Annotated in this window: 18 protein-coding genes; 10 read left to right on the top strand and 8 right to left on the bottom strand. The window is 74.5% G+C overall.

What is annotated here, in order from left to right:
- Window positions 1–66: 66 nt before the first annotated feature.
- Together QSK52_RS14330 and QSK52_RS14325 are read right to left on the bottom strand one after the other, a co-directional pair.
- Window positions 67–846 carry a hypothetical protein gene (locus tag QSK52_RS14330; RefSeq protein ID WP_285736398.1) on the bottom strand — a complete coding sequence of 260 codons (780 nt, stop codon included), beginning with the start codon at window positions 844–846 and terminating at the stop codon, window positions 67–69.
- 186 nt (window positions 847–1,032) lie between these two features.
- The gene (locus tag QSK52_RS14325) at window positions 1,033–1,872 is read right to left on the bottom strand and encodes a hypothetical protein (RefSeq protein WP_285736397.1); all 840 of its coding nucleotides are present in this window, start codon (window positions 1,870–1,872) and stop codon (window positions 1,033–1,035) included.
- A gap of 322 nt (window positions 1,873–2,194) precedes the next feature.
- Between QSK52_RS14325 and QSK52_RS14320 the strand changes: the two genes are divergently transcribed.
- Complete coding sequence (locus tag QSK52_RS14320) at window positions 2,195–2,902, top strand: alpha/beta fold hydrolase (RefSeq protein WP_285736396.1); 708 nt, start codon at window positions 2,195–2,197, stop codon at window positions 2,900–2,902.
- Window positions 2,903–3,047: 145 nt separating this feature from the next.
- Here the strand turns inward: QSK52_RS14320 and QSK52_RS14315 are convergent, their stop codons facing one another.
- Window positions 3,048–3,737 carry a nucleotidyltransferase family protein gene (locus QSK52_RS14315; RefSeq protein WP_285736395.1) on the bottom strand — a complete coding sequence of 230 codons (690 nt, stop codon included), beginning with the start codon at window positions 3,735–3,737 and terminating at the stop codon, window positions 3,048–3,050.
- Between the two features lie 130 nt (window positions 3,738–3,867).
- Between QSK52_RS14315 and moaA the strand changes: the two genes are divergently transcribed.
- The 4 genes from moaA to QSK52_RS14295 all read left to right on the top strand — a co-directional run bounded on the left by moaA (window position 3,868) and on the right by QSK52_RS14295 (window position 7,283).
- Window positions 3,868–4,887 carry a GTP 3',8-cyclase MoaA gene (moaA, locus tag QSK52_RS14310; protein ID WP_285736394.1) on the top strand — a complete coding sequence of 340 codons (1,020 nt, stop codon included), beginning with the start codon at window positions 3,868–3,870 and terminating at the stop codon, window positions 4,885–4,887.
- 162 nt (window positions 4,888–5,049) lie between these two features.
- Window positions 5,050–5,304, top strand: a complete 255-nt coding sequence (locus tag QSK52_RS14305) for a type II toxin-antitoxin system Phd/YefM family antitoxin (protein WP_285736393.1) — start codon at window positions 5,050–5,052, stop codon at window positions 5,302–5,304.
- A gap of 329 nt (window positions 5,305–5,633) precedes the next feature.
- A complete protein-coding gene (locus QSK52_RS14300; protein WP_285736392.1) occupies window positions 5,634–6,302 on the top strand; it encodes a pyridoxine/pyridoxamine 5'-phosphate oxidase in 669 nt (222 codons plus the stop codon).
- Between the two features lie 213 nt (window positions 6,303–6,515).
- A complete protein-coding gene (locus QSK52_RS14295; protein WP_285736391.1) occupies window positions 6,516–7,283 on the top strand; it encodes an HNH endonuclease family protein in 768 nt (255 codons plus the stop codon).
- A gap of 126 nt (window positions 7,284–7,409) precedes the next feature.
- On the opposite strand, the gene QSK52_RS14290 is transcribed toward QSK52_RS14295, so the two are convergent.
- On the bottom strand, window positions 7,410–9,887 hold the full coding sequence (locus tag QSK52_RS14290) for a glycosyltransferase family 39 protein (protein WP_285736390.1): 2,478 nt from the start codon (window positions 9,885–9,887) through the stop codon (window positions 7,410–7,412).
- A gap of 145 nt (window positions 9,888–10,032) precedes the next feature.
- Window positions 10,033–11,226 (bottom strand): alpha/beta hydrolase, encoded by a 1,194-nt coding sequence (locus QSK52_RS14285; protein WP_285736389.1) that lies wholly within the window; start codon window positions 11,224–11,226, stop codon window positions 10,033–10,035.
- Between the two features lie 139 nt (window positions 11,227–11,365).
- Between QSK52_RS14285 and QSK52_RS14280 the strand changes: the two genes are divergently transcribed.
- Window positions 11,366–13,228 (top strand): hypothetical protein, encoded by a 1,863-nt coding sequence (locus QSK52_RS14280; protein WP_285736388.1) that lies wholly within the window; start codon window positions 11,366–11,368, stop codon window positions 13,226–13,228.
- Between the two features lie 63 nt (window positions 13,229–13,291).
- On the opposite strand, the gene QSK52_RS14275 is transcribed toward QSK52_RS14280, so the two are convergent.
- On the bottom strand, window positions 13,292–15,619 hold the full coding sequence (locus QSK52_RS14275; RefSeq protein WP_285736387.1) for a glycosyl hydrolase family 18 protein: 2,328 nt from the start codon (window positions 15,617–15,619) through the stop codon (window positions 13,292–13,294).
- Between the two features lie 299 nt (window positions 15,620–15,918).
- On the opposite strand from QSK52_RS14275, the gene QSK52_RS14270 reads away from it, so the two are divergent.
- From QSK52_RS14270 to QSK52_RS14260, 3 genes are all read left to right on the top strand, one after another.
- Entirely contained in the window at window positions 15,919–17,034 is a 1,116-nt protein-coding gene (locus tag QSK52_RS14270) for a HoxN/HupN/NixA family nickel/cobalt transporter (RefSeq protein WP_285736386.1), read from the top strand.
- 259 nt (window positions 17,035–17,293) lie between these two features.
- Window positions 17,294–19,747: an endonuclease/exonuclease/phosphatase family protein gene (locus tag QSK52_RS14265; protein WP_285736385.1), complete on the top strand. Its 2,454-nt coding sequence runs from the start codon at window positions 17,294–17,296 to the stop codon at window positions 19,745–19,747.
- 153 nt (window positions 19,748–19,900) lie between these two features.
- Window positions 19,901–21,565 (top strand): FAD-binding dehydrogenase, encoded by a 1,665-nt coding sequence (locus QSK52_RS14260; RefSeq protein ID WP_285736384.1) that lies wholly within the window; start codon window positions 19,901–19,903, stop codon window positions 21,563–21,565.
- Window positions 21,566–21,578: 13 nt separating this feature from the next.
- Here QSK52_RS14260 and QSK52_RS14255 read toward each other — a convergent pair whose 3' ends face one another.
- Both QSK52_RS14255 and QSK52_RS14250 read right to left on the bottom strand, forming a co-directional pair.
- On the bottom strand, window positions 21,579–22,319 hold the full coding sequence (locus QSK52_RS14255) for a hypothetical protein (protein ID WP_285736383.1): 741 nt from the start codon (window positions 22,317–22,319) through the stop codon (window positions 21,579–21,581).
- A gap of 58 nt (window positions 22,320–22,377) precedes the next feature.
- The gene (locus tag QSK52_RS14250; protein WP_285736382.1) at window positions 22,378–22,875 is read right to left on the bottom strand and encodes a DinB family protein; all 498 of its coding nucleotides are present in this window, start codon (window positions 22,873–22,875) and stop codon (window positions 22,378–22,380) included.
- 95 nt (window positions 22,876–22,970) lie between these two features.
- Between QSK52_RS14250 and QSK52_RS14245 the strand changes: the two genes are divergently transcribed.
- Window positions 22,971–23,735 carry an aminotransferase class IV gene (locus QSK52_RS14245; RefSeq protein WP_285736547.1) on the top strand — a complete coding sequence of 255 codons (765 nt, stop codon included), beginning with the start codon at window positions 22,971–22,973 and terminating at the stop codon, window positions 23,733–23,735.
- Window positions 23,736–23,846 lie beyond the last annotated feature (111 nt).

Below are 23,846 nucleotides of genomic sequence, written 5' to 3'. Positions count from 1 at the left end.
CGGGCCCGGGCAGGGCGAGGTGGACCCGCCCGGACTGCTGCTCACCCCGGGCAGGTAAGGCTCACCTTAGCTGATGCCGTGCCGGAGGTCGCGCCGCCCGCCGCCGTCCGGGGGGCCCGGCTGGGCCGGGACCTGCGCCAACCGCTTCGCCAGCCACACCGGCACCCCGCCGAGCGCCTGCACCAGCCGGGCCGCCTCCGCCCGCAGCCGCTCCGCCTCGGCCGGCTCCGACACCTCCGCCAGCGAGGCCAGCGCCGGGGCCACCCCCACCGTGAAACCCAGCTCCTCGCGCAGCCGCAGCGAGGCCGCGAACCCCGCGTGGGCCCGCTCCCGGTCGCCCGCCGCCAGGGCCAGGCCCGCCAGGTGGCGCCAGGTCGAGGAGCGCAGCAGTTCGTCCCCGCGCTCCCGGGCCCCCTCGTGCGCCCGGGCGTACGCGCTGTGCGCCGCCACCGGGTCGTGCAGCAGGTTCTCCGCGACCAGCCCGCGCCGGAAGTCCAGCAGCGGACGGCCCGGCGCCCGCGGCGCCAGCAGCGCCGAGGTCCGCCCCAGCGCGGCCTGCGCCTCGTCCAGCCGGTCCCGGCGGCCCAGCACGCTCGCCACGTACGCCAGGAACCCGCGTGCGCAGGACGCCGCCGCGCGCGTCTCGATGCCCGCGACCGACGCCTCCGCCTGGCGCAGCGCGTCCTCCGCGCGCTCCCAGTGGTCCGCGGTGAACAGGCACTGCTCGATCAGGAGTTCGGCCCGCTGGAGCGCCGCGGTCGGGTCCCGGCCGGCCTGCGGGCGGAGCAGGTCCGCCGCCTCCTGCCAGCAGCCGCGCGACCTCAGCCGCCAGACGACGTCCGCCATGCCCCCCGGGGCAGTCCCGTGCACCGACAACGCCACCTCCTTGTGCGCGCCATGCAACGACCCGTCGGGCCTCCAAGGGCCCGCGTCGTGGCGGCAATTCAACACGCGCGGGAGCTTGTGCACCAGATCACGAGCGCGAGGAAATCCGGAACGGCCCGATCCGGACGGTGGCCCGGCGGCGCGGCCTCAGGACGTCCAGCCGGTCTCCATCAGCGCCTCCGCGGCGCCGTTCGAGGGCTGCGGGATGCCCGCCGCGTCCAGCGTGAACAGCGCCACCAGCAGCTGCTCCCCGCGCACCACGGTCTGCCGCGAGTACCCGGAGACGGTGAACATCGCGGCCGCGACGTCCTCGGCGTGGAGCGTTTCCAGCCACAGGCACTCCACCGCCTTCACGTCGGCGGGCTCCGTCCAGGTGTCCACCCGGGCCACGATCCGGCTCCCCAACAGGGTGGTCGAGTCGCGCTCCTGGCCCGACGTCAGCTCCAGGTCGTCGAAGCCCAGCCACTGCAGGTACCGGGCGGCCGTCAGCACCGCGTCCTGCGGAGTGCGCACCGGCTGCGGACGGAACGGCGGGCGCAGCGCCCGGGCCGCGCCCGAACCCGCCGCCAGCGGGCCCGCCGCCCCGGCCGGCGGCACCGCCGTGGTGTACGGACGGGCGCTCTCCGCCGGGCGCGCCGAGCGCGGACCGGCGCTCTGCAGCCGCGGCACCCGGTCCACCGGCAGCCGCACCGTCGCCCCGCAGTTGCAGGTGAACTCCGGCTGCGGCCACTGGTCGCTGCGCCCGCAGTGCGGACAGCGCATGGTCAGCCAGGAGTCCTCCCAGGACCGGAAGCGCACCTGCACCGGCACCCCGCCGCGCAGCAGCGGCACCCGCAGCTGCGCCCCGCACGGGCACGGCAGGCTCGGCGGCTCGTACCGGTGCTCGGCCCGGCAGGCCGGGCAGCGCACCTGGCTGGCTCCCGACGGCGAGCCGGGCGGGAAGCCCGTCGAAGCGGCGGCGTCGGCGGCGTCCTCGGGCAGCGGCATGGCGGTCACCGTCCGTTCGGATCGGATGGGCGGGGATGCCTCCATCCTGGCCGATCGGAGCCCCGGCCGGTGCGGAATGAGGGATTCCTCCAACGGAGTTGAGGTGGCGGAAAGGTGCGCGAACGGTCGCGCGCCGGGGGCGCACGCGGCTGTCGTCGGCGCCGCGGCCCCGGCAGTGCGGCGCGGCGGCCCCGGCCGTGCGGTGCGGCGGGCGGTTCCGACCGGCGCGGGCGGGCGCCGCGGCGCCGACGGTGGGGTGCCGAGGAGGTTGGCGGTTGGTCAACTTCCTTCCACAGCAAGGCGGGTGGCGTAGGTTTCCGGCATGACGACATTCGTACTGACGGCCGGTGCCTGGCTCGGTGCCTGGGCCTGGGACGACGTGGTGCCGCTGCTGGAGGCCGCCGGGCACCGGGCCGTGCCGATCACCCTGGCGGGCCTGGCCGAGCGCCGCGACGAGACCACCGGGCTGGAGGGGCACGTCCGGGACGTCGTGGCCGCGGTGGAGGGGGTCGGAGCCGGGGACGGCGGGGGCACCGTCCTGGTCGGGCACAGCTACTCCGGCGTCCCCGTCGGCATCGCCGCCGCCCGGCTCGGCGACCGTCTGCGCCGGACCGTCTTCGTGGACGCCAACCTGCCCGTGCACGGACAGCCCTTCGCCGACTCGCTCCCCGACGGCGGCACGCTCCTCCGCGCGACGATCGCCGCCCACGAGGGCACCTGGCCGCCGCTGCCGCCCACCGCCTTCGCCGCCCACGGCCTCGACCCGGACCGCACCCGGCACCTCCTCGCCCGGGCCGTCCCCCACCCCGGCGCCACCCTCACCGACCCGGCCGAGCTGCCCCGGCCGCTCGCCTCGCTCACCGCCAGCTACGTGTACTGCCGCCGCGAGGGCTCCCCGCCCCGTCCCGACGCCGCCGCGCTGACCGACGGCGGTGCCTGGCAGTCCGCCGTGCTCGACTCCAGCCACTGGCCGATGCTCTCGGTGCCCGGCGAACTCGCCGCCACCCTGCTGGCCGAGGCCGACCGCTGACCCACCGGCCCGGCCCGGGGCCCGTCGGTCGCCGGGCCGGGCCGGTCGACTCCTGTCGGGGAAGGGTGTGCGCCGGGAGGCGGAGCGGTGCGGGCCGCGGCGGGGCCTGTCCGAGGGTCCGGCGCCCGCAGTGGGCGGGGGGCGTTCACGCCGGGTCGGTGGTGCCGTCGGGCAGCTCGACGCCCCAGCGGAGCAGGTCGGCCGGGGTGTCCAGGTCGTCCGGTACGGCCGCGTCCGTGCAGTCCACCAGCGTCACCGGGCGGCTCGCCAGCAGGGCCCGGGCCCCCGCGTCACCGCGCGCGGTGGCCCGCAGGAACGGGAAGTGCGCGGCGCCGATCAGCACCGGGTGCGCCCGGCGCCCGGCGTAGGCGCACGAGGCCAGGTCCGTGCGCCCGGCGTGCACGGCGAGCAGGCGGCGGACCGCCTCCGCCGTGACGCCCGGGGTGTCCACCAGCAGCACCAGCACCGCGCTCGCCCCCGGCGGCAGCGCGGCCAGGCCCGCGCGCAGCGAGGACGCCATGCCCGTCCGCCAGTCAGGATTATCGACGAGTCGACAGTCTCCGGTGTCCACCCGGGCCCGCACCTCGGCCGCCGCCGCCCCCAGCACCGCCACCGCCCCGTCGCAGCCGCCCGCCGCCGCCACCGCCAGCGCGTGCTCCAGCAGCGGACGCCCCCGGTGGCGCAGCAGCGCCTTCGGCCACCCGCCCAGCCGGGAACCGCCCCCGGCCGCCAGCACCAGGGCGGGCACCCGCAGCCCCGCGGCGCGGCCGGTCGTCCCGCCGTCGGTGCCGCCGCCCGTCCCGCCGCGGGCGCCGCCGCCCGTCCCGTCAGTCATGGCGCCAGTCTGCCCCCGCGCCCCGCCCCGTCGCCTTGGACGATCCGACAGGCCGTCCCCGCCGCCCGTCCGCCGCTCCCGGCCGTTCCGTCCCTGGACCGCGCCCCGGCCGCCCCCGTTCACTGGCCCCATGGCACCGCGCACCACAGACGCTCCCGCAGCAGCACCCGCCCCGCTGGTCGACCGCCACGGCCGGGTCCACACCGACCTGCGGATCTCCCTCACCGACCGGTGCAACCTGCGCTGCACCTACTGCATGCCCGCCGAGGGGCTCGACTGGCTGCCGCGCGACCAGGCCCTCACCGACGGGGAACTGCTGCGCCTGGCCCGGATCGCCGTCGACCGCCTCGGCATCCGCACCCTGCGCCTCACCGGCGGCGAACCGCTGCTGCGCCGCGGCCTGCCCGACCTGGTCGCCGAACTGGCCGCCCTCGGGCCGGAACTCTCGCTCACCACCAACGGCATCGGACTCGCCCGCCGCGCGGCCGAGCTGGAGCGGGCCGGACTGCACCGGGTGAACGTCAGCCTGGACACCCTGCGCCCCGAACGGTACGCGGCGCTCACCCGCCGCGACCGGCTCGCCGACGTCCTGGCCGGGCTGGCCGCCGCCAAGGAGGCCGGGCTGGCCCCGGTGAAGGTCAACGCGGTGCCGGTGCGCGGCGTCAACGAGGACGAACTCGTCGACCTGGTCGAGTTCGCGGTCGCGGGCGGCTACCGGATGCGCTTCATCGAGTCCATGCCGCTGGACGCCCAGGGCGCCTGGGACCGGGCCGCGATGGTCACCGCCGACGAGATCCTCGCCGCCCTCGCCGCCCGCTGGACCCTCGTCCCGGTCGGACGGCACGGCAACGCCCCCGCCGAGGAGTGGCGGCTGTCCGGCACCGACCACGTGGTCGGCGTGATCGCCTCCGTCACCCGCCCGTTCTGCGGCGGCTGCGACCGCGTCCGGCTGACCGCCGACGGCCAGCTGCGCAACTGCCTGTTCGCCACCGAGGAGTCCGACCTGCGGGCCCTGCTGCGCGGCGGCGCCGACGACGACCGGATCGAACGGGCCTGGCGCGCCTGCGTCTCCCGCAAGGGCCCCGGCCACCGGATCGGCGACACCGACTTCGTCCGGCCGGACCGGCCGATGTCCGCGATCGGCGGCTGAGCGGCGGTTCGGGCCGCGCAGGGCGGACGGTTTCCCGACCGCCCCGCCGAGGACGGACAGGTCGGCGTCGGGGTGGGACGGGGGCACCGGACGGTGTCGAACCGTTGGACCCGGCACTGCGATGTTCCGCGCTGAAGTGCGCACTACTGGTAGCTTCGGTGCATGGACACCTATCCGATCACCGAGGCCCGCAACAAGCTGGGGGCCCTGGCGCGGCAGGTCAGCGCCGAACAGAAGCACATCGCCCTTTCGGACCGGGGCCAGATCATGGCCGTCCTGATCAGCCCCGCCGAGCTGGAGGAGCTGGAGTACCACCGGGCCACCGCCCAGCACCTGGCGCGGAAGGCGCGCGGTGAGACCGGCCCGGGCGTTCCGCACGACGAGGCCCGCCGTCGGGTCTTCGGAGAGGCGCCGTGACCTACGGCATCGTCTGGGAGCCCCGGGCCCTTGCCGTGGCGCAGAAGTACGCCGCCGAGGACAGGGACAGGATCCAGCAGGTCTTCCGGGCCGTCGACCTGCTCGCGGACAACCCCCGGCCGACGGGGGCCCTCACCGTGGGAGGCAGCGGGATCTACCGGATTCAGGCGGCCTCCACCGTGTCCAGTACGAGGTCCACGACCGAACGATCACCGTCACGGTCCTCCACCTCGGCCGGGACCGTCGACGGCGGCCGGGCGGTCGGGGTGCGGCGTAGGATCGTCGGTGCACGTCGGTCCCGGGCGACCGGGCGGGGGAGGGGAGTTGTCGTGGAGGACATCGGCACGACGGACGTCAGGCAGTACCTGCGGGGCCTCGCGGTCTTCGCCGGGGAGCTGCCCGACTTCGACCCGGACGCGGCACCGGAGCGGCCCGAGGTGCTGTTCCTCGACTGGCTGACCGGGGCGGTGGAGGCCGGGGTCCGGGAGCCGCACGCGATGACCCTGTCGACCGTCGGCGCCGACGGGACGCCCTCGGCGCGGGTGCTGCTGCTGAAGAACGTGGACCGGCGCGGCTGGCAGTTCGCGGCCGGCGCCGCCAGTCCGAAGGGCCGCGACCTGGCCGTGAACCCGGTGGCCGCGCTGTCGTTCCACTGGCCGGAGCAGGCCCGGCAGGTCCGGGTCACCGGCCCCGTCGCGCCGGAGTCGCCGGAGGACAGCGCGGCCGACTTCCTGGCCCGCTCGCCCGGGTCGCGCGCCGAGGCGCTGGTCGGTCACCAGAGCCGGCCGCTGCCCGACGTCCGGGAGCTCGAACGGGCCACCGAGCTGGCGCTGGAGCGCGTCGAGCGGGAGCCCGGCCTGGTCGTGCCCGAGTGGACGCTCTACACCGTCCGCGCCGAACGGGTCGAGTTCTGGCAGGCCGACAAGCAGCGCCGGCACATCCGGCTGTGCTACGAGCGCCGGGGCGAGGAGTGGACGCGCGGGCGGCTGTGGCCCTGACGGGCACGGGTGATCGTCGCGGGGCGGCCGCCGCGGGGCGGTGACCGTCGAGTGGCGGCCGCTGGTGGGAAAGCGGCCGGTCGGGAACGCGCCGACGACGACATTTGCCCGCTTTGTGAGGTGGGTCATGCTGCGGCCCGACCGGCTTGACCCGGCGTGGCGGGGCTGGTCTCCTGGTGGGCCGTCAGAGCCGCCGAACCGCAGAGGAACACCGTGCGATCCCGCCGTACCCGTACCCGTACCCGTACCGCAGCCGTCGCCGTCCTGCTGCTCGGACCGCTCGCCCTCGCCGGGTGCACCAGCACCACCAAGGGCACCGGCGGCACCGGCAGCCCGGGGGCGGCCTCCCAGGGGACGAACCCGCTGCAGAACCCGGACGGGACCAAGCCCGGCCTGGCGCCCGTCGGCTCCGACGCCGACCGGAAGGCCGGGCGCGACCTGATCGCCCAGGTGCAGACCGCCGACGCGGGGCCGAAGACCGGCTACGACCGCGACCAGTTCGGGCCGCCGTGGACCGACAACGTGGACGGCGTGCCGATGGGCCACAACAACTGCGGGACGCGCGACGACGTGCTGGCCCGCGACGGGCAGAACGTCGAGCACAAGGACGGCTCCGCCTGCGTGGTCACCGGCATGACCATCTGGGACCCGTACACCGGCAGGACCGTGCAGTGGAACAAGCAGCAGGCGTCGAAGATCCAGATCGACCACGTGATGCCGCTGTCCTACGACTGGCAGCAGGGCGCCGCCCGGTGGGAGAAGGCCAAGCGGGTGCAGATCGCGAACGACCCGCTGAACCTGATCCCCGCCGACGGTTCGCAGAACGCCGCGAAGGGCGACTCCGGCCCGGCCAGCTGGCTGCCCGCCAACACCGCGGTGCACTGCTCGTACGCGATCCGGTGGGCGCAGGTCTCGCTGAAGTACCAGTTGCCGGTGACGCCCGCCGACAAGAGGACCATGCTCGCGCTGTGCGGCGGCTGAGCCCGCGGCGGTAGGACGCGGAACGGCCCCGGGGCCGTCCGGGACTCCCGGGAGGGAGTCGGTCCGGACGGCCCCGGGGGCGCGGGGGGACGGGTCAGCGGGTCGGTGGCTCAGCGGGCCGGTGGGTCAGCTGCTCGCCTTGGGCGTCGCCGTCAGGTCGTACATGGTGGTGCTGCCGACGGTCCTGGCGGTGTAGGTGGACTCCACCCAGGAGGCGATCTCCGAGGAGTAGTTGGAGCCGCCCATGCTGCCGCCGCCCATGCCGCCGCCACCGATGAACCAGTGCACCTTGCCCTCCTTGACCAGCTGCTTGAAGCCGTCGAGGGAGAGCGACGGGTCGCTGCCGTTGAAGCCGCCCAGCGCCATCACCGGCTCGCCGCTGGCGAGTTGGTAGCTGGCCTGGTTCTGCGAGCCGACCGCGGCCGCCACCCAGGTGTACTTGTCGGCGTCCTGCTTCAGCAGGTCGGCCACCTCGGAGGAGACCTGGGCGCCGTTCAGCAGGCCTCCCATGCCGCCGCCCGCGCCGCCGAAGCCGCCGCGGCCGGTGCGGCCGTCCTCGCCGGTGGTGCCGCCCGGGAAGCCGGGGAAGGTGCCCGTGCCACCCGTGCCACCGGTGCCGTTGCCGGTGCCGCCGGGGAAGGCGGGCATCCCGTTGCCCCCGTTGCCGGTGCCGCCGTTGCCGTTGCCGCCCGGGAAGTTGGGCACGCCGTTGCCGTTGCCGTTGCCGCCGGTGCCGCCGTTCTGGCCGCCGCCCGGGAAGCCCTGGAAGCCCGGGAAGGTGCCGTTCCGGGCGCCGCCACCGCCGGGGAAGCCGCCGCGGCCGCCGAAGCCGCCGCTCTGGACGGCCGGGCCCGCGGTCACGATGGAGCCGCTGTGGCCGGTGGAGACGGTGTCGAGGGCGTACGCGGTCGGGCCGGCCAGGCCCGCGGCGAGGGCGGTGAGGCCCGCGACGGTGGCGATCCGGCGGCCGGTGAGGCCGGCGATCCGGCCCGCGAAGAGCAGGCCGAGCGCGGCGAGGACACCGCCGACCAGCACGGCGTTGCGCAGCCACGGCACGAAGTCGGGGCTGCGGCCCAGCAGTTGGTGCGCCCACCAGGCGGTGACCAGCAGGGTCACGGCGAGTACCGCGGCGTACGGCAGGCGCTGGTGGACCTTCCACAGGCCGTCCACGCCCATGCCGACCAGGGCGGCGACCGCCGGGACGAGGGCCACCGTGTAGTACTGGTGGAAGATGCCGGACATGAAACTGAAGGTCAGTGCGGTGGAGAGCAGCCAGCCGCCCCACACCAGGAAGCCGATCCGGGCCGAGTCGGTGCGCGGGTAGCGGCGGGTCGCCCACAGGCCGAACACCAGCAGGATCAGGGCGGCGGGCATCAGCCAGGCGATCTGCCCGCCGATGTCGCCGTCGAACAGCCGGGTGAGGCCGGTGGAGCCCCACATGCCGCCACCGCCGCCGCCGGGGCCGCCGCCGGGGCCGCCGCCGGTGACGCCGCCCTCGGCGTTGAAGAAGGCGCGGCGGCCGCCACCGCCGACCGAGCCGGTCTCGTTGCCGGTGATCCGGCCGAAGCCGTTGTAGCCGAAGGTCAGGGAGAGGAAGGAGTTGTCCTGCGAGCCGCCGATGTACGGGCGGGCCGAGGCGGGCATCAGCTCGACGATCGCCACCCACCAGCCGCCGGCCACCACCATCGCGACGGTGCCGTACAGCAGCTGCAGGAGGCGGCGGCGCAGCGCGGTGGGCGCGCAGACCAGGTACACCAGGGCGAAGCCGGGCAGCACCAGGAACGCCTGCAGGGTCTTGGCGAGGAACGCCAGGCCGAACATCACGCCGACCAGGACGATCCAGCGGGTGGAGGCCGTCTCGGTGGCCCGGACGATGCCGTACGCGGCCAGCGTGAGCAGCAGCACCAGTGCCGCGTCCGGGTTGTTGAAGCGGAACATCAGCGCCGCGACCGGGGTCAGCGCCAGCGCCGCGCCCGCGACCAGGCCGCCGAGCGCGGAGAAGCGGCGGCGCACCGTCGCGTACACGGCGGCGACCGTGCCGACGCCCATCAGCACCTGCGGGGCCAGCACGCTGAACGAGCTGAGGCCGAAGATCCGGGCGGAGAGCGCCATCGGCCACAGCGACAGCGGCGGCTTGTCGACGGTGATGAAGTTCGCCGCGTCCGAGGACCCGAAGAACATCGCCTTCCAGCTGACCGAGCCGGCCTGCACGGCGGCGGAGTAGAAGGAGTTCGCCCAGCCGGAGGCGGTCAGGTTCCAGAAGTACAGGACGGCCGTGGCCAGCAGCAGGCCGAGGAACGCCGGACGCACCCACCTCGGGTCGTCCGGGCGGCCCCGCCAGGTGCGGGCGGGCAGGGTGCGCAGCCGACCGGCCCAGGAGGCCCGGCCCCCGGGGCCGACGGGCGGCAGCGCGACGGGCGGGAACAGCGTCTCAGCGGGCCGCTCGCGTCCGGCCCCGGCGGGCGGGAGCGGCGCGGTGGCGGGCCACTCGGTCGGCCCGGCGGCGGGCCCGGCTGCGGCGGCGGGCGCGACCGCCGGTGGCGGGTAGTTCGCGGCGTCGGGCCACGGCTCGCTGGTCGGGGGAACGGAACTGGACGTGGTCATGGGCCATACGCTCGGAGGCCCGGCTGAGAGGTTGATGAGAGCCGGGTGTGAGGGCGCTCTAATCTCCCGGCGAACGGGTGACGTGCGCCTCGGCGGAGGGGCCCGGCGCGCCCCGCGCGGGGCCCCTCCGGGCGCTGACGGACCGTCAGCCCGCCGCGTGGGCCGCCGTTCCCGCGCCGGGGCCCGCGTTCGGGCCGGTGCCCGGGCCCGCGTCCGGGCCCGGGGCGGGCGGGGCGAGGCGGGTGCCGAGCCAGGTGAGGGCGGGCGGGATCTCGCGGGTCCAGGTGTGGAAGTTGTGGCCGCCGCTGTCCAGGGTGATGGTGGACAGCCGGGTCGGGGCCTTGAACGCCGCCACCATCTCCTGCGTGGGCCGGTAGTTCTCCTCGTTGCGGCTGGTGGCCAGCAGCAGCGAGACCGGCGGCGCGGGCTGGGTCCGCAGCCGCCACAGCAGGTCGTTCTCCTGCTTGACCTGGTCGCTGCCGCCGAACAGGTCGCCGGTGGTCGGGTCGTTGTGCACCTCGTAGTAGCCGGACAGCGCGATCGCCGCCCGGTACGAATCCGGCTTGCGCACCGCGAACTTGACGGCGCAGTAGCCGCCGGTCGAGTCGCCGATCACGGCCCGCGACTCGGGCCGGTCGTCGACCCGGTAGGCGGCCGACATCGCCTTCGGCAGGTCCTCGGTGAAGAAGGTCTCCACCTGCGGGCCGCCCGGCACGTCCATGCACTCGGTGTCGCGGTTGCCGACCAGGGTGGGCCGCATCATCACCAGCACGGTCGGCGGCAGCTCCTTGGCCTCGATGGCCTTCAGCGCGGACGCCGGGTACTGCAGCAGCGAGATCAGCTTCTCCGGCGTGCCCGGGTAGCCGGACAGCGCCAGCACCATCGGGAAGCGGCTGTGCGCGTACGCGGGCTGGAAGTACTGCGGCGGCAGGTAGACGTACGCGGGCGTGCCGGTCAGCCCGGAGCCGCTGCCGTGGATCTCCACCTGCTGGATCACCCCGGAGCGGTCCTGCGCGGAGCCCTGCGAGGAGTACATCTTCTGCTCGCCGGTCACCGAGACGGCCTTGCCGCCCGGCTGGTGGTCGACCACGGTGCCGGGGCTGCCGTCCAGGCCGAGCAGGTCGCTCCAGGTCGAGTAGAACCCGAAGTACGAGTTGGCGACCAGGCCCATCGCGACCAGCACCGCGACCTGCGTCCCGAAGAACGCCCCCAGCCGCCCCAGCCAGGCCCGCCAGCTCCGCCCGCCCAGCCGGGGCCACAGCCACAGGGTGGCGGCGAACGCGGCGACGGCCACCAGGATGGCGATGATCTGCAGGGGGAGTCCGGTCAGGCTGGGCACCCGATGATCGTAAGGTACGTCCTCACCGAGCTCCCAGCCGCCTCCCAGCCGGTTCACGGTTTCACCAAGCGCGCCCCATGCGGACCCCAACCCCTGCGGCGCGGGTGCTGTCGGCGCTCCCCGCTACGCTCCGGCGGTCATGAGGCCTCCCGAGGAACTGCACCTGGTCGACTGGCTCTCGTTGGAGCACTCCTACGGGTCGGCCGGTGGCGTGCCCGGCTGGATCCGGGCGCTGTACGACGAGGACGCGGCGGTGGTCGGCGCGGCGCTCGGCGAGCTGTTCGGACGGGCCCTGCACCAGGGCACCGTCTCCTCGGCGGCCGTCGCCGCCGTCCCGTACCTGGCGCACGCCGCCGTGCACGCCCGGCACCGGCGTGCCGACCTGCTGGAGTTCATCGCGGCGACCGGCGGCACCGAGGAGGCGTACCTGTACGCCGAGGAGGAGACCGGACACGAGGAGGTCGTGGCGGGTCGGGCCGGTGCTGCCGCCGAACTGCCCTGGCTGCTGGACCTGTTGGGGGACGCGGACGCCGAGGTGCGGCGGCAGGTGGTGCGGGTGGCGCGGTGGGCGGCGGGGGAGTCGCGGCCGCTCGCGGTGGCGGCGCTGGAGGACCGCCACCGGTGCGATCCGGCGCCGCAGGTGCGGGCCGAGGCGCTGACGGTGCTGAGCTTCCTGGAGGCCGACCCGGGCGGGCGGTTGCGCGCGGCGCTGGCGGACGCGGAGCCCGCCGTCCGGGCCACTGCCGCGCTCCTGCTGCTGGAGGACGCCGAACTCCCTGACCCGGCAGGCCTGTTGGAGGTGCTGGTGGCGGACGGCGGCGATCCGGCGTTCCGGCTGGTGTGGGGCGAGTGGTTCCCCGGCGTCGGCAACGCCGACCAGCGGGTGCAGCGGGTGCTCGACGCCGATCCGGCGGCCACCCGTGCCGCCGCGGCCGCCTGGATCGCGGCGGGCGACCACGACGCCCGCGGCACCCGCCGCGCCCTGCGGCTGGCCGCCCGCTGGCCCGGCCGGGTGGCCGGGACCGTCGCGCTGCTGGTCGCCGCGCTGCCGCACCAGCGCGAGTGGTACTGGCGGATGACCGTGCTGCAGGGCCTCGCCGACCACGCCGCCCGCACCCCGGACCCCGGCCCCGCCGTCGCCGCGGTGCTGCCGCACGTCACCGACCCCGACCCGCGGATCGCCGGGCCCGCCCAACTCCTGCTCGCCCGCACCGGCGACACCCGCCTGCTCGACCTCGTCCCCGACCCCGCCCCGGCCGCGCTGGACGCCCTGGCCGCCCGCACCGACGACCCCGCGCTGCGCCGTCGCGCCCTCGCCCCGTACCGCTCCCCGTACGACGGCGTCCTCCGCGGCGCCGCCGACGAACTGCTCGACGTCCTCACCCCGGCGGACACCGCCGCGCTACTGCCCGAACTGACCCGGCTGGTGCGCAGCTGCCCCAGCCGCAGACTCCTGCACCGGCTCGCCGAATCCGGTCACTGCGACCCCGAACTCCTCGACGCGCTGCGCGAGTCGGCTGCCGACGAGGACGCCGACCTGGCACCCGCGGCCGCCGTCGCCGCGGCCCGCCTCGGCGCCGACCCGCAGCCCGCGCTGCGCCTGCTCGCCACCCGGCTCGCCGAGCGCGGCGGCTGCCTGCCCGACGCCGCCCTGCTCGGCCCGGCCGCCGCGCCGCTGCTGCCCCTGGTGGAGCGCTACCTGACGTCGGGGCACCCGATGCAGCGGATCGACGCCGCCGAGGCGCTCTGGCGGATCACCGGCGACCCCGCCCGCGCCGTCCCGCTCCTGCTCGACGAGTTCCGCCCCACCTGGCCCGGTGCCCGGGCCCTCGCCGTCCTGTGCCGGATCGGCCGCCCGCTGCCCGCGGAACACCGTGCCCTGTTGGGGAGTTGGCTCGCCCCGGACCGGGTCGGGCCGGGCGAGGAGGAGGTCTTCTGGACCGACCGCCTCGGCCTGCGCCTGCGCGCGGAGGCCCGGCTGCTGCTCGCCCTGCCGGACTGAGACGGCGGCGGCCCGCCGCACCCATGGGGAAGGTGCGGCGGGCCGCCGGTCGGTGACGGGGCGTCAGCCCAGGCTGTTGTAGATGGTGTTCAGCAGCGTGGAGCTGTCGTCGTCGTTCTCCAGGGCGAAGGCGAACATGCCGCCCAGGCCCTTGTTCTTCGCGTACGCGGCGCGGGCCTGGATGGCCTTCGGGTCGTCACCCGTCCAGAAGTTGGTGCCGTCGTAGACCCAGGTGCTCTCGGTCACCGGGTCCCAGTGGGTGTTCTGGGAGGTGAGGGTGAGCTCCCGCCAGCTGGCCAGGCCGGCCTCCTGGCTGCCCGGCTTGGCCGGGGTGGCGCCGGTGGCGTTCTGGTAGAGGCCGTAGTTATTGCCGGCCTGGACGCCGGTCCAGCCGCGGAAGTAGAACGGGATCCCCAGGATGATCTTGTTGGACGGGAAGCCGCCCTTGATCCCGTACTCCGGCAGGCCGGTGGTGTACGCGGCCAGCGTGGTGTCCACGTTGTACTTGGCGGTGCCGGGCGCGATCGGCGTGGTCGGGTCGGCCGGGCTGTCGTGCAGCGGGTCCTGGAGGTTGGTCGGACCGGTGGCGTCCCACGAGCCGTGCATGTCGTAGGTCATGATGTCGGCGTAGTCCAGGTAGGAGCCGATCTTGTCGGTCTCGATGTACTGGATCTTGTCCTGGCCGGACGGCAGCGCCGCGGTGAGCAGGAACTTCTTGCCGACGCTCGCGCCGTACGAGTCGAGCTGGCTGCGGAACTCGGCGAGCAGGGCGGTGAAGTTCTGCTTGTCGGCCGCCGAGTAGTGGTTGCCGGTGTGGCCGCCGGCCGAGCCCGGGTACTCCCAGTCGATGTCGATGCCGTCGAAGATGCCCGCGGCGCTGGCCGCACCGCCGGAGGCGTCACCCGCGACGCCGGTCGGCAGGTTGCCCTTCAGGAACATGTCGATGCAGGAGGAGACCAGCTTCTTGCGCGAGGCGTCGGTGGCCGCCGCGTCGGAGAAGTACTTGGAGTACGTCCAGCCGCCCAGCGAGAGGGTGATCCGCAGGTTCGGGTTCTTCGCCTTGAGCTGGCGCAGCTGGTTGAAGTTGCCCTTCAGCGGCTGCTGCCAGTCGTCGGCGGAGCCGTCCACCGAGATGGCGCCCGAGTAATCCATCTGGTAGTCGGCGTACGCGTCGGCCGCGCCGTCGCCCGCGTTCGGGTTGTCCTCGTGGCCGGCGTCCGAGGCCTTGACCGCCTCGAAGCAGTTGAGGTTGGTCGGGTGGATGTTCTCGAACGCGTACGAGATCACGTCCAGCTTGGCGCCCGCGCCCGAGGTGTCCACGTTCTTCGGGTAGTAGGCGGCGTCGTACACCGACCACTGGTCGAAGTACGCCGACTTCAGCGGCTTGGTGGTGGCGGGCGCGGCGGCGGTGGAGGTGGTCACCGCGGCGGACTGCTGCGAGGCGTGCCCGGCCTTGTCGTACGCCTGCACGGTGAAGGTGTACGAGGTGTTCGGCAGCAGCGAGGAGATCGCGATGCCGGTGCCCATCGAGGTGCCGACCAGCTGGCCCTTCGACCAGACCTTGTAGCCGACGTAGTTGTCGGTCGAGTCGGTCGAGGCGTTCCACTTCAGCACCACCGCGTTGGAGGTGGTCCTGGTGACCGTCACCCCGCCCGGCACGGTGATCTTGCCGTCGCCCGCCGGGCCGTTGCCGGTGCCCGAGCTGGAGCTCGCGGACGGCGACGGGGAGCTGGACGCCGAGGTGGACGGGCTGGGGGAGGTGGAGTTCGACGCGCTCGCGCTCGGGCTCGGCGAGGTGCTCTGCGAGGCGCTGGCGGACGCGGAGGCGGTCGGGCTGGTGGTGCCGGTGCCCGGACCGGACAGCACCAGGTCGTCCGCCTGGTAGGCGCCGGTGCCGTACCAGCCGTGGGTGAACACCGTCACCGAGGTGGTGGAGGCGCCGGTGGTGAACGTGGTGCTCAGCTGGGTGTAGGCGGAGGCGCCCGGCGTCCAGGTGGACGCGTTCACGCCGGTGCCGGTGGCGCCCAGGTACACGTAGCTGCCCTTGAGGAAGCCGGAGAGCGTGTACTTGGTGTTCGGCTGGACGGCGACGACCTGCTGGCACTGGCCGGTGTCCGAGGCGGTGGCGTTGCCGTTCAGCGCGTAGGACCCGCCGTGCACGGGGGTGGTGACCACCGAACCGTTGGTGCAGGTCCAGCCGCTCAGCGAACCGGCCTCGAAGTCGCCGTTGGCGAGCAGGTTGACGGTGGCGGCGGAGGCCGAACCGAGCGACAGCGCGAGGGCGGTGGAACCGACCGTCATCGCGGCGGCCACCACGAGGGCGCCGGCACGACGACGGGACGGGGCCCGGCGCGGGGTCGACTCGGGTGCGGGCGTGGCCCGTTCAAGCATGGAGGAACCTCCGGAGAAGTGGGGTTGTCCGGTAGGTGCGGCGGCCGTGGGGACCAGGTGGGAGCCTGCGCGCCTGGGGTGAGCGCGTCACCTAGATTGGACTGGACCATTCGTCCGGGTCAAGGACTTCGGCCCACGAACCGTCAGGAAGCTTTCCGAACAGTCGACGCGGCAGCCCGGTGGCGCGGGGGTCGCACGCCCCCCGCTCGTAGTTGCACATAACTTGCAATTGCATCCCGATAAGCGGAAGGATGGCCCAGCTCAGCGCCCCGACCCCGTCACCACCGGAGGGAAGTCCCATGGCAGCGCCCAGTCGTCTGCGCGACCGGCTCACGCGGGAGGAGTGGATACGGCTCGCCGGGATGGGCGGGTTCGTCCTGCTCCTCCACGTGGTGGGGTGGGTCACCCTGCTCGCGGTGATCGCGCCGCAGCACTACGACGTGGGCGGGCAGGTGTTCGGCGCCGGGATGGGGCTGACGGCGTACACGCTGGGGATGCGGCACGCCTTCGACGCGGACCACATCGCGGCGATCGACAACACGACCCGGAAGCTGATGGGGCAGGGCAAGCGTCCGCTCTCGGTGGGGTTCTGGTTCTCGCTCGGGCACTCCTCCATCGTGTTCGGCCTGTGCGCGCTGCTGGCGTTCGGCATCCGGTCGCTGGCGGGGCAGGTGGAGTCGGACGACTCGACGCTGCACGACGTGACGGGGCTGATCGGCGTCAGCGTCTCGGGGACCTTCCTGGTGCTGATCGGCCTGATCAACCTGGGGGCGTTCAACGGGATCCTGAAGGTGTTCCGGCGGATGCGCCAGGGCGACTTCGACGAGGCCGAGCTGGAGCGGCAGCTGGACCGGCGCGGGTTCCTGAACCGGATCCTGGGACGGGTCACCCGGGCGGTCACCAAGCCGTGGCACATGTACCCGGTGGGGCTGCTGTTCGGGCTGGGCTTCGACACCGCGACGGAGGTCTCGCTGCTGGTGCTGGCGGGCGGCGCGGCCGCGTTCTCGCTGCCCTGGTACGCGCTGCTGGTGCTGCCGGTGCTGTTCGCGGCGGGGATGAGCCTGCTGGACACCATCGACGGCTCGTTCATGAACTTCGCGTACGAGTGGGCGTTCTCCAAGCCGGTCCGGAAGATCTACTACAACCTGACGGTGACCGGCCTGTCGGTGGTCGTGGCGCTGGTGATCGGCGTGATCGAGCTGATCGGCCTGCTCGCGGAGAAGCTGGAGGTCACCGGCGGCCCGATCGGCTGGATCGGTTCGCTGGACCTGAACCTGGTGGGCTACGTGATCGTCGGCCTGTTCGTGGTGACCTGGGCCGGGGCGATGGCGTTCTGGAAGTTCGGCCGGGTCGAGCAGAAGTGGTCGGCGGGCCTGCGCGGCGAGCAGGCGGCCCTGGGCGGCGAACAGGCGTAGCGGTCGCAGCAGCCAGGAGGGGCGTCCCGGTCGGGGCGCCCCTCCTCGCACGTAGCGAACTGTTCACGCCCACACCCTTGTCGCGTCAACTTCTACGCGCGTATCTTCTGGACGTGGATCTACGCGAGTAGCCCGACAGGTCCGTCCGGACGCCCGGACCGGCCCTGGCAGCCAGCCTCCTGACGAACCCTCAACGCCACCCGGGCGGCCCCAGTGCGGCGCCCGGGCTTCGGTCCTGCCACGAAGGAGCCCCGCAACGGTGCCCAGCCCCACTCCCGCCCGCCGCTCCCACCGCTCCCGCCGCACCCTGCTGCGCGTCGCCTCGACGGCCGCGGTCGCCGCGTCCCTGGTGGCCGTCCCGCTGCCGGGCGCGTTCGCCGCGCCGTCCACCGGGGTGGTGATCGCCGAGGTGTACGGCGGCGGCGGCAACTCCGGCGCGACGTTGAAGAACGACTTCATCGAGCTGGGCAACCCGTCCGGTGCGGCCTTCGGCCTGTCCGGGTACAGCGTGCAGTACCTGCCGGGCAGCCCGAGCGCCTCCAGCCAGTGGGGCGTGACCGCGCTGAGCGGGTCGGTCGCCCCGGGCGGGCGCTACCTGGTCGCGGAGGGGGCGGGCGCGGGCGGCACCGTCGCGCTGCCGGCCGCCGACGCGAGCGGCAACCTGGCGCTCTCGGCGACCAGCGGCACCGTCGCACTGGTCAACGGCACCGCCGCGCTGACCTGCAAGACCGCCGCGGACTGCGCGGCCGACCCGCGGATCGTCGACCTGGTGGGCTTCGGCACCGCCGTGGTCCGCGAGGGCAGCCCGATAGCCGGGGCATCCAACACGGCCTCGGTGGCGCGCGGCGCCTCGCTCGCCGACACCGACGACAACGCCGCGGACCTCACCGCGGGCGACCCGACGCCGACCAACTCCAGGGGCGAGAGCGCGGGCGGCGGTTCCACCACCCCGCCCACCACCCCGCCGACCACCCCGCCCGTCCCGGGCGACCTGCGGATCCACGACGTCCAGGGCACCACCCGCGTCTCGCCGAAGAACGGCCAGACCGTCACCAACGTCCCGGGCGTGGTCACCGGCGTGCGCGGGTACGGCACCAAGGGCTTCTGGATCCAGGACCCCAACCCGGACGCGAACCCGGCCACCAGCGAGGGCCTGTTCGTCTACACCGGCTCCGCCGCCCCGGCCGTGAAGGTCGGCGACTCGGTGCTGGTCACCGGCAAGGTCAGCGAGTACTACCCGAACAGCTCGGGCGGCTCGCAGTCGGTCACCGAGCTGACCGGCCCGAAGACCACCGTGCTGTCCTCCGGCAACCCGGTGCCCGCGCCGGTCGTGCTGGACGCCGCGAACATCCCGGCCGCCTACGCCCCCGACGCGGGCGGCGGCTCGATCGACGCGCTGCCGCTCGACCCGGCGAAGTACGCCCTCGACTTCTACGAGTCGCTGGAGGGCATGAACGTCCAGGTCGCCGACGTGCCGGTGGTGCAGGCCACCGACAAGTACAACGAGCTGTGGGTGGACGCCAGTTCGGCCGACCCGCGGACCGGCCGCGGCGGCGTGGTCTACCTCGGCTACGACCGGCCCAACAGCGGCCGGATCATGGTCCAGTCGCTGCCGCCGCTGACCGAGGTGCCGTTCCCGGTCGCCAACGTCGGCGACGAGCTGACCGGCGCCACCACCGGCCCGCTCGACTACAACCAGTTCGGCGGCTACACCATCGCCGCCAACACCCTCGGCACGGTGAAGGACAACGGCCTGCAGCCCGAGGTCGCCGACCGGGCGCTGCCCAGCGAGCTCTCCATCGCCACCTACAACGTGGAGAACCTCGACCCGGGCGACGGCGCCGCCAAGTTCGCCGAGCTCGCCAAGGGCGTCGTCACCAACCTGCGCTCGCCCGACATCGTCGCCCTGGAGGAGATCCAGGACGACAACGGCGCCGTCAACGACGGCACCGTGGACGCCTCGGAGACGGTCCGGACCTTCGTCGAGGCGATCAGGGCGGCCGGCGGCCCGTCCTACGACTGGCGCTCGATCGACCCGGTGGACGGCAAGGACGGCGGCGAGCCCGGCGGCAACATCCGCCAGGTGTTCCTGTTCAACCCCGACCGGGTCTCCTTCACCGACATCCCCGGCGGCACCGCCACCACCGCCGTGGACGTCACCGGCACCGGCAAGCGCACCGCGCTGACCGCCTCGCCCGGCCGGATCGCCCCGAACGACGAGGCGTGGAACTCCAGCCGCAAGCCGCTGGTCGGCCAGTTCAGCTTCCACAACAAGCCGGTCTTCGTGATCGCCAACCACTTCAACAGCAAGGGCGGCGACCAGGGCGTCGACAGCCGCTTCCAGGCCCCGACCCGCTCCTCCGAGGTGCAGCGCGTCAAGCAGGCCACCCTGGAGCAGGCGTTCGTCGCCAAGCTGCTCGCGGCCGACCCCGGCGCCCGGATCGTCTCGCTCGGCGACTTCAACGACTACCAGTTCTCGCCCGCGCTGCAGACCCTCACCAAGGACGGCGTGCTGCGCGACCTGGTGAACGACCTGCCCGAGAGCGAGCGCTACTCGTACGTCTACCAGGGCAACTCGCAGGTGCTCGACCACATCCTGGTCAGCGACGCGTTCAAGCCGCAGCACGTGCGCTACGACGTGGTGCACGTCAACAGCGAGTTCGCCGCCCAGGCCTCCGACCACGACCCGCAGGTGGTCCGGGTCAAGCCCTGACGGCCCCCGCACCCGGCAGCCCCCGCCCGGCCCGGCGGGGGCTGCCGCCTTTCCGGGCCCCGGGAGCCCCGGAAGTTACCGGTGGGTTGACCGCGGGGCCCGCAGGCCGGAGGATCATGGCACCCCCGAGCCAGGTCTGGAAGGACGCCCCGCATGGCCTACGACGCCGACGCCGACGCCATCGTGATCGGAGCGGGCCTCGCCGGCCTGGTCGCCACCGCCGAACTCGCCGACGCCGGACGGAAGGTGCTGCTGCTCGACCAGGAGCCCGCCGGGTCCCTCGGCGGGCAGGCGCACTGGTCCTTCGGCGGCCTGTTCCTGGTCGACTCGCCCGAGCAGCGCCGGATGCGGATCAAGGACTCCCGCGACCTCGCCTGGCAGGACTGGCTCGGCACCGCCGGGTTCGACCGCGAGGAGGACGCCTGGGCGCGCCGCTGGGCCGAGGCGTACGTCGACTTCGCGGCCGGGGAGAAGCGCGCCTGGCTGCACGGGCAGGGCGTCCGGCTGTTCCCGGTGGTCGGCTGGGCCGAGCGCGGCGGACTGCTGGCCTCCGGACCCGGCAACTCCGTCCCGCGCTTCCACATCACCTGGGGCACCGGCCCCGGCCTCGTCGAGCCCTTCGCCCGCCGGGTCCGCGAGGCCGTGAGGGCCGGACGGGTCGAACTGCGCTTCCGGCACCGGGTCACCGGCCTCGCCGCGAGCGGGGGCAGCCTGGACACCGTCAGCGGCGAGGTGCTCGCCCCGTCCGCCGTGCAGCGCGGCGAGGCCAGCTCCCGCGAGGTCGCCGGGCACTTCGAACTGCGCGCCCAGGCCGTGATCGTGGCCTCCGGCGGCATCGGCGGCAACCACGACAAGGTCCGCGCCGCCTGGCCCGAGCGGCTCGGCACCCCGCCCGCCAAGCTGCTCTCCGGCGTCCCCGCGCACGTCGACGGGCTGATGCTGGACGTCGCGGGGGCCGCGGGCGGCCACTTGGTCAACGGTGACCGGATGTGGCACTACACCGAGGGCATCGAGAACTGGAACCCGATCTGGGCGCGGCACGGCATCCGGATCCTGCCCGGCCCGTCCTCGCTCTGGCTGGACGCCACCGGCGAGCGGCTGCCCGTCCCGCTGTTCCCCGGCTTCGACACCCTCGGCACCCTCGAACACATCATGCGCACCGGTTACCAGCACACCTGGTTCGTGCTCACCCAGAAGATCATCGAGAAGGAGTTCGCCCTCTCCGGCTCCGAACAGAACCCCGACCTCACCGGCCGCTCGATCCGCCAGGTGCTCGGCCGCGCGCTGCCCGGCGCCACCGGCCCGGTCGAGGCGTTCAAGCGGCACGGCCCCGACTTCGTGGTCGCCGACACCCTGGAGGAGCTGGTCCGCGGGATGAACGAGCGGCAGGGCGACGCCCCCGCCCTCGACGGCGCCGCGCTGCGCCGCGAGATCGAGGCCCGCGACCGCGAGATCGCCAACCCGTTCAGCAAGGACCTCCAGGTGACCGCGGTCCACGGGGCCCGCCGCTACCTCGGCGACAAGCTGATCCGCACCGCGAGCCCGCACCGGCTGCTCGACCCCAAGGCCGGCCCGCTGATCGCCGTCCGGCTCAACATCCTCACCCGCAAGTCGCTCGGCGGCCTGCAGACCGACCTCGACTCCCGGGTGCTGCGCGCCGACGGCACCGTCCTGGACGGCCTCTACGCGGCGGGCGAGGCCGCGGGCTTCGGCGGCGGCGGCGTCCACGGCTACCGCTCCCTGGAGGGCACCTTCCTCGGCGGCTGCCTCTTCTCCGGCCGCGCCGCGGGCCGCGCGGCGGCGGCCGCCACCGCGTAGCCGCGCCGCCCGGTCATTCGAAGCGGACCAGCTGGGCCAGGACGACCTTCGCCCCGGTCTCGGTGCCCAGGGTGGAGTCCGGGTCGAGGGCGAGCAGGCCGAGGGCGGCGAGCGTCGCGGCGGGATCGGTGCGCTTGAGCAGCAGGGCCCGGTTGATCAGCAGCGCGCCCCGGGTCTCCGGGTCCGGGTCGCCGGCCAGCCCCCGCTCGACGGCCGCCGCCCGCTCGGCGTGGTCGGTCAGCAGTTGGGAGAGCTGGTTCCAGGCCGGGGGGAACCCGGGGAACCGGGTGGTTATGCTGTGCAGCGCCGCGCGCTTGGCCGCCGGGTCCTCCACCCACTCCAACTGCACGAACGCCCGGCTGAACCCGTCGAACAGCTCGCCGCGCAGCTCGCGGCGCAGCACGTCCAGCGTGGTTTTGCAGGTGAAGAAGCCGCGCGGGGCGAGTCGGTCGACCCGCGCGTACAACTCCTCGGCCCGGACGGGGGCGCCCTGCAGCAGCACGGTGAAGGCCGCGTCGTACACCGGGTACGGCCACTGCGGGGCGAGCGTCCACGCCTGCTCCAGCAGCGCCAGCGCCGACTCGTACGCGCCGCGCCCGCCCGCCTCCCGGCCCTCCCGGTGCAGCCGCCTGGCCTCGGCGGGCACCGCCTCGTCCCCGACTAGCTCCCACCGGACCCGCCCGGTGACTGCGCGCAAGTCCTCCTCGGTGAGGACGCGCCCCTGCGCGTCCCGGTACACGATCCGTCCGGCCATCGCCGCCACCCCCATCGTCGTGCGTGTGACGCCGAGGGTAGCGGGCGCCGACGGGCCGTCAGCGGCCGGTGGTGCCGTCGATCTGCTCGCGCAGGATGTCGGCGTGGCCCGCGTGCCGGGTGGTCTCGCCGGTCATGTGGGCCAGCACCCAGCGCACCGAGCGCGGCACCCCGGCCACCGGCGTGGCGGTCGGACGCGACGGGTCGGCGCCGTGGAGGACCGCGTCGCTCGCCGCGCACGCCTCCCGGTAGTCGGCCAGCACCCGCGCCGCCGTCACGTCCTCCGGGACGGCCATGCCGAAGTCGACGTCCCGGTACTGCTCCTGGCCCGCGACGTGGTACCCGAACCAGTAGCGCTCGCCGTCCGTCAGGTGCTGCACCAGCCCGAGCAGGTTCGTCCCGGTCGGCACCAGGACGCGGCGCAGCTGCTCCTCCGTCAGCCCCTCGGTCTTCTTCAGCACGCACTCCCGGGCGAAGGCCAGGAAGGCGAGCGCGGTGTCGAGCTCGCCGCCGTCGGCGAGGGGGACGGGGCGGCGCTGGCTCTCGATGTTCGTCATCCCGCGAACCTAACCGGGGTCCGCCCGTCCCGCACCGGGGTTTCGGACGCCGCCCGCGGATCACCGAGAATGGGGGCGTGAGCGGACGAGGCGCGGTGGCGGAGTTGGACGGGCGGCCGGTGTCGGCGGCGCAGTTGCAGGTGCTGGCGCTGACGAACTACGGGCACTTCACCACGATGCTGGTGGAGGACGGCCGGGTGCGCGGGCTGGGCCTGCACCTGGAGCGCCTGGAGCGGGACTGCGCGGCGCTGTTCGGAGTGGTGCCGGACCGGGAGCGGGTGCGGGAGTTCGCCCGGCGGGCGGCCCCGGCGGCCGGGGCGGTGGCGGTGCGGGTGACGCTGTTCGACCCGGCGATCGACCTGGGCAGCATCGGGGGACCGGCCCAGCCGCGGGTGCTGGTGACGGCCCGTCCGGTGGGGAGCGGGGCGCCGGGGCCGATCCGGGTGCGGACGGTGCGGTTCGAGCGGGAGCTGCCGGAGGTGAAGAGCGTGGCGCTGTTCGGCGCGCTGCGGCAGCGGCGGCTGGCGCAGCAGGCGGGGTTCGACGACGCGCTGTTCGTGGACCGGGACGGCGCCGTGACCGAGGGCGGGACGTGGAACGTCGGGTTCCTGCGCGGGGGCGAGCCGCTGTGGCCGCGCGGGGCGTACCTGGCGGGGACGGCGATGGCGCTGCTGCGCGGCGCGTGCGGGGGCGCCCGGGAGCGGGTCGGGCCGGAACTGGCGGGGGTGGAGGCGGTGTTCGCGACCAACGCGGCGGTGGGGGTGCGTCCGGTGGCGGCGGTGGACGGGCGGGCGTTCGACACCGCGGGGGTGGCGCGGCTGCGCGAGGCGTACCTGGCGGTGCCGGGGGAACGGCTCTGAGTAGCCGCCGGGAGCGGTTTTACCATCCCATGGCCGGATCATGTGCGGAGCCAGACCGACACGATGACGGTCGTTCACCGACCATCAGGGCCGCGGCCACCGGCCGCTGAC

Origin of the sequence: Kitasatospora phosalacinea, assembly GCF_030268885.1 — a bacterium.
Taxonomy (GTDB): Bacteria; Actinomycetota; Actinomycetes; order Streptomycetales; family Streptomycetaceae; genus Kitasatospora; species Kitasatospora phosalacinea_C.
Note: the sequence above shows the minus strand (reverse complement) of the source record. Positions and strands in the feature narration are given on the sequence as shown.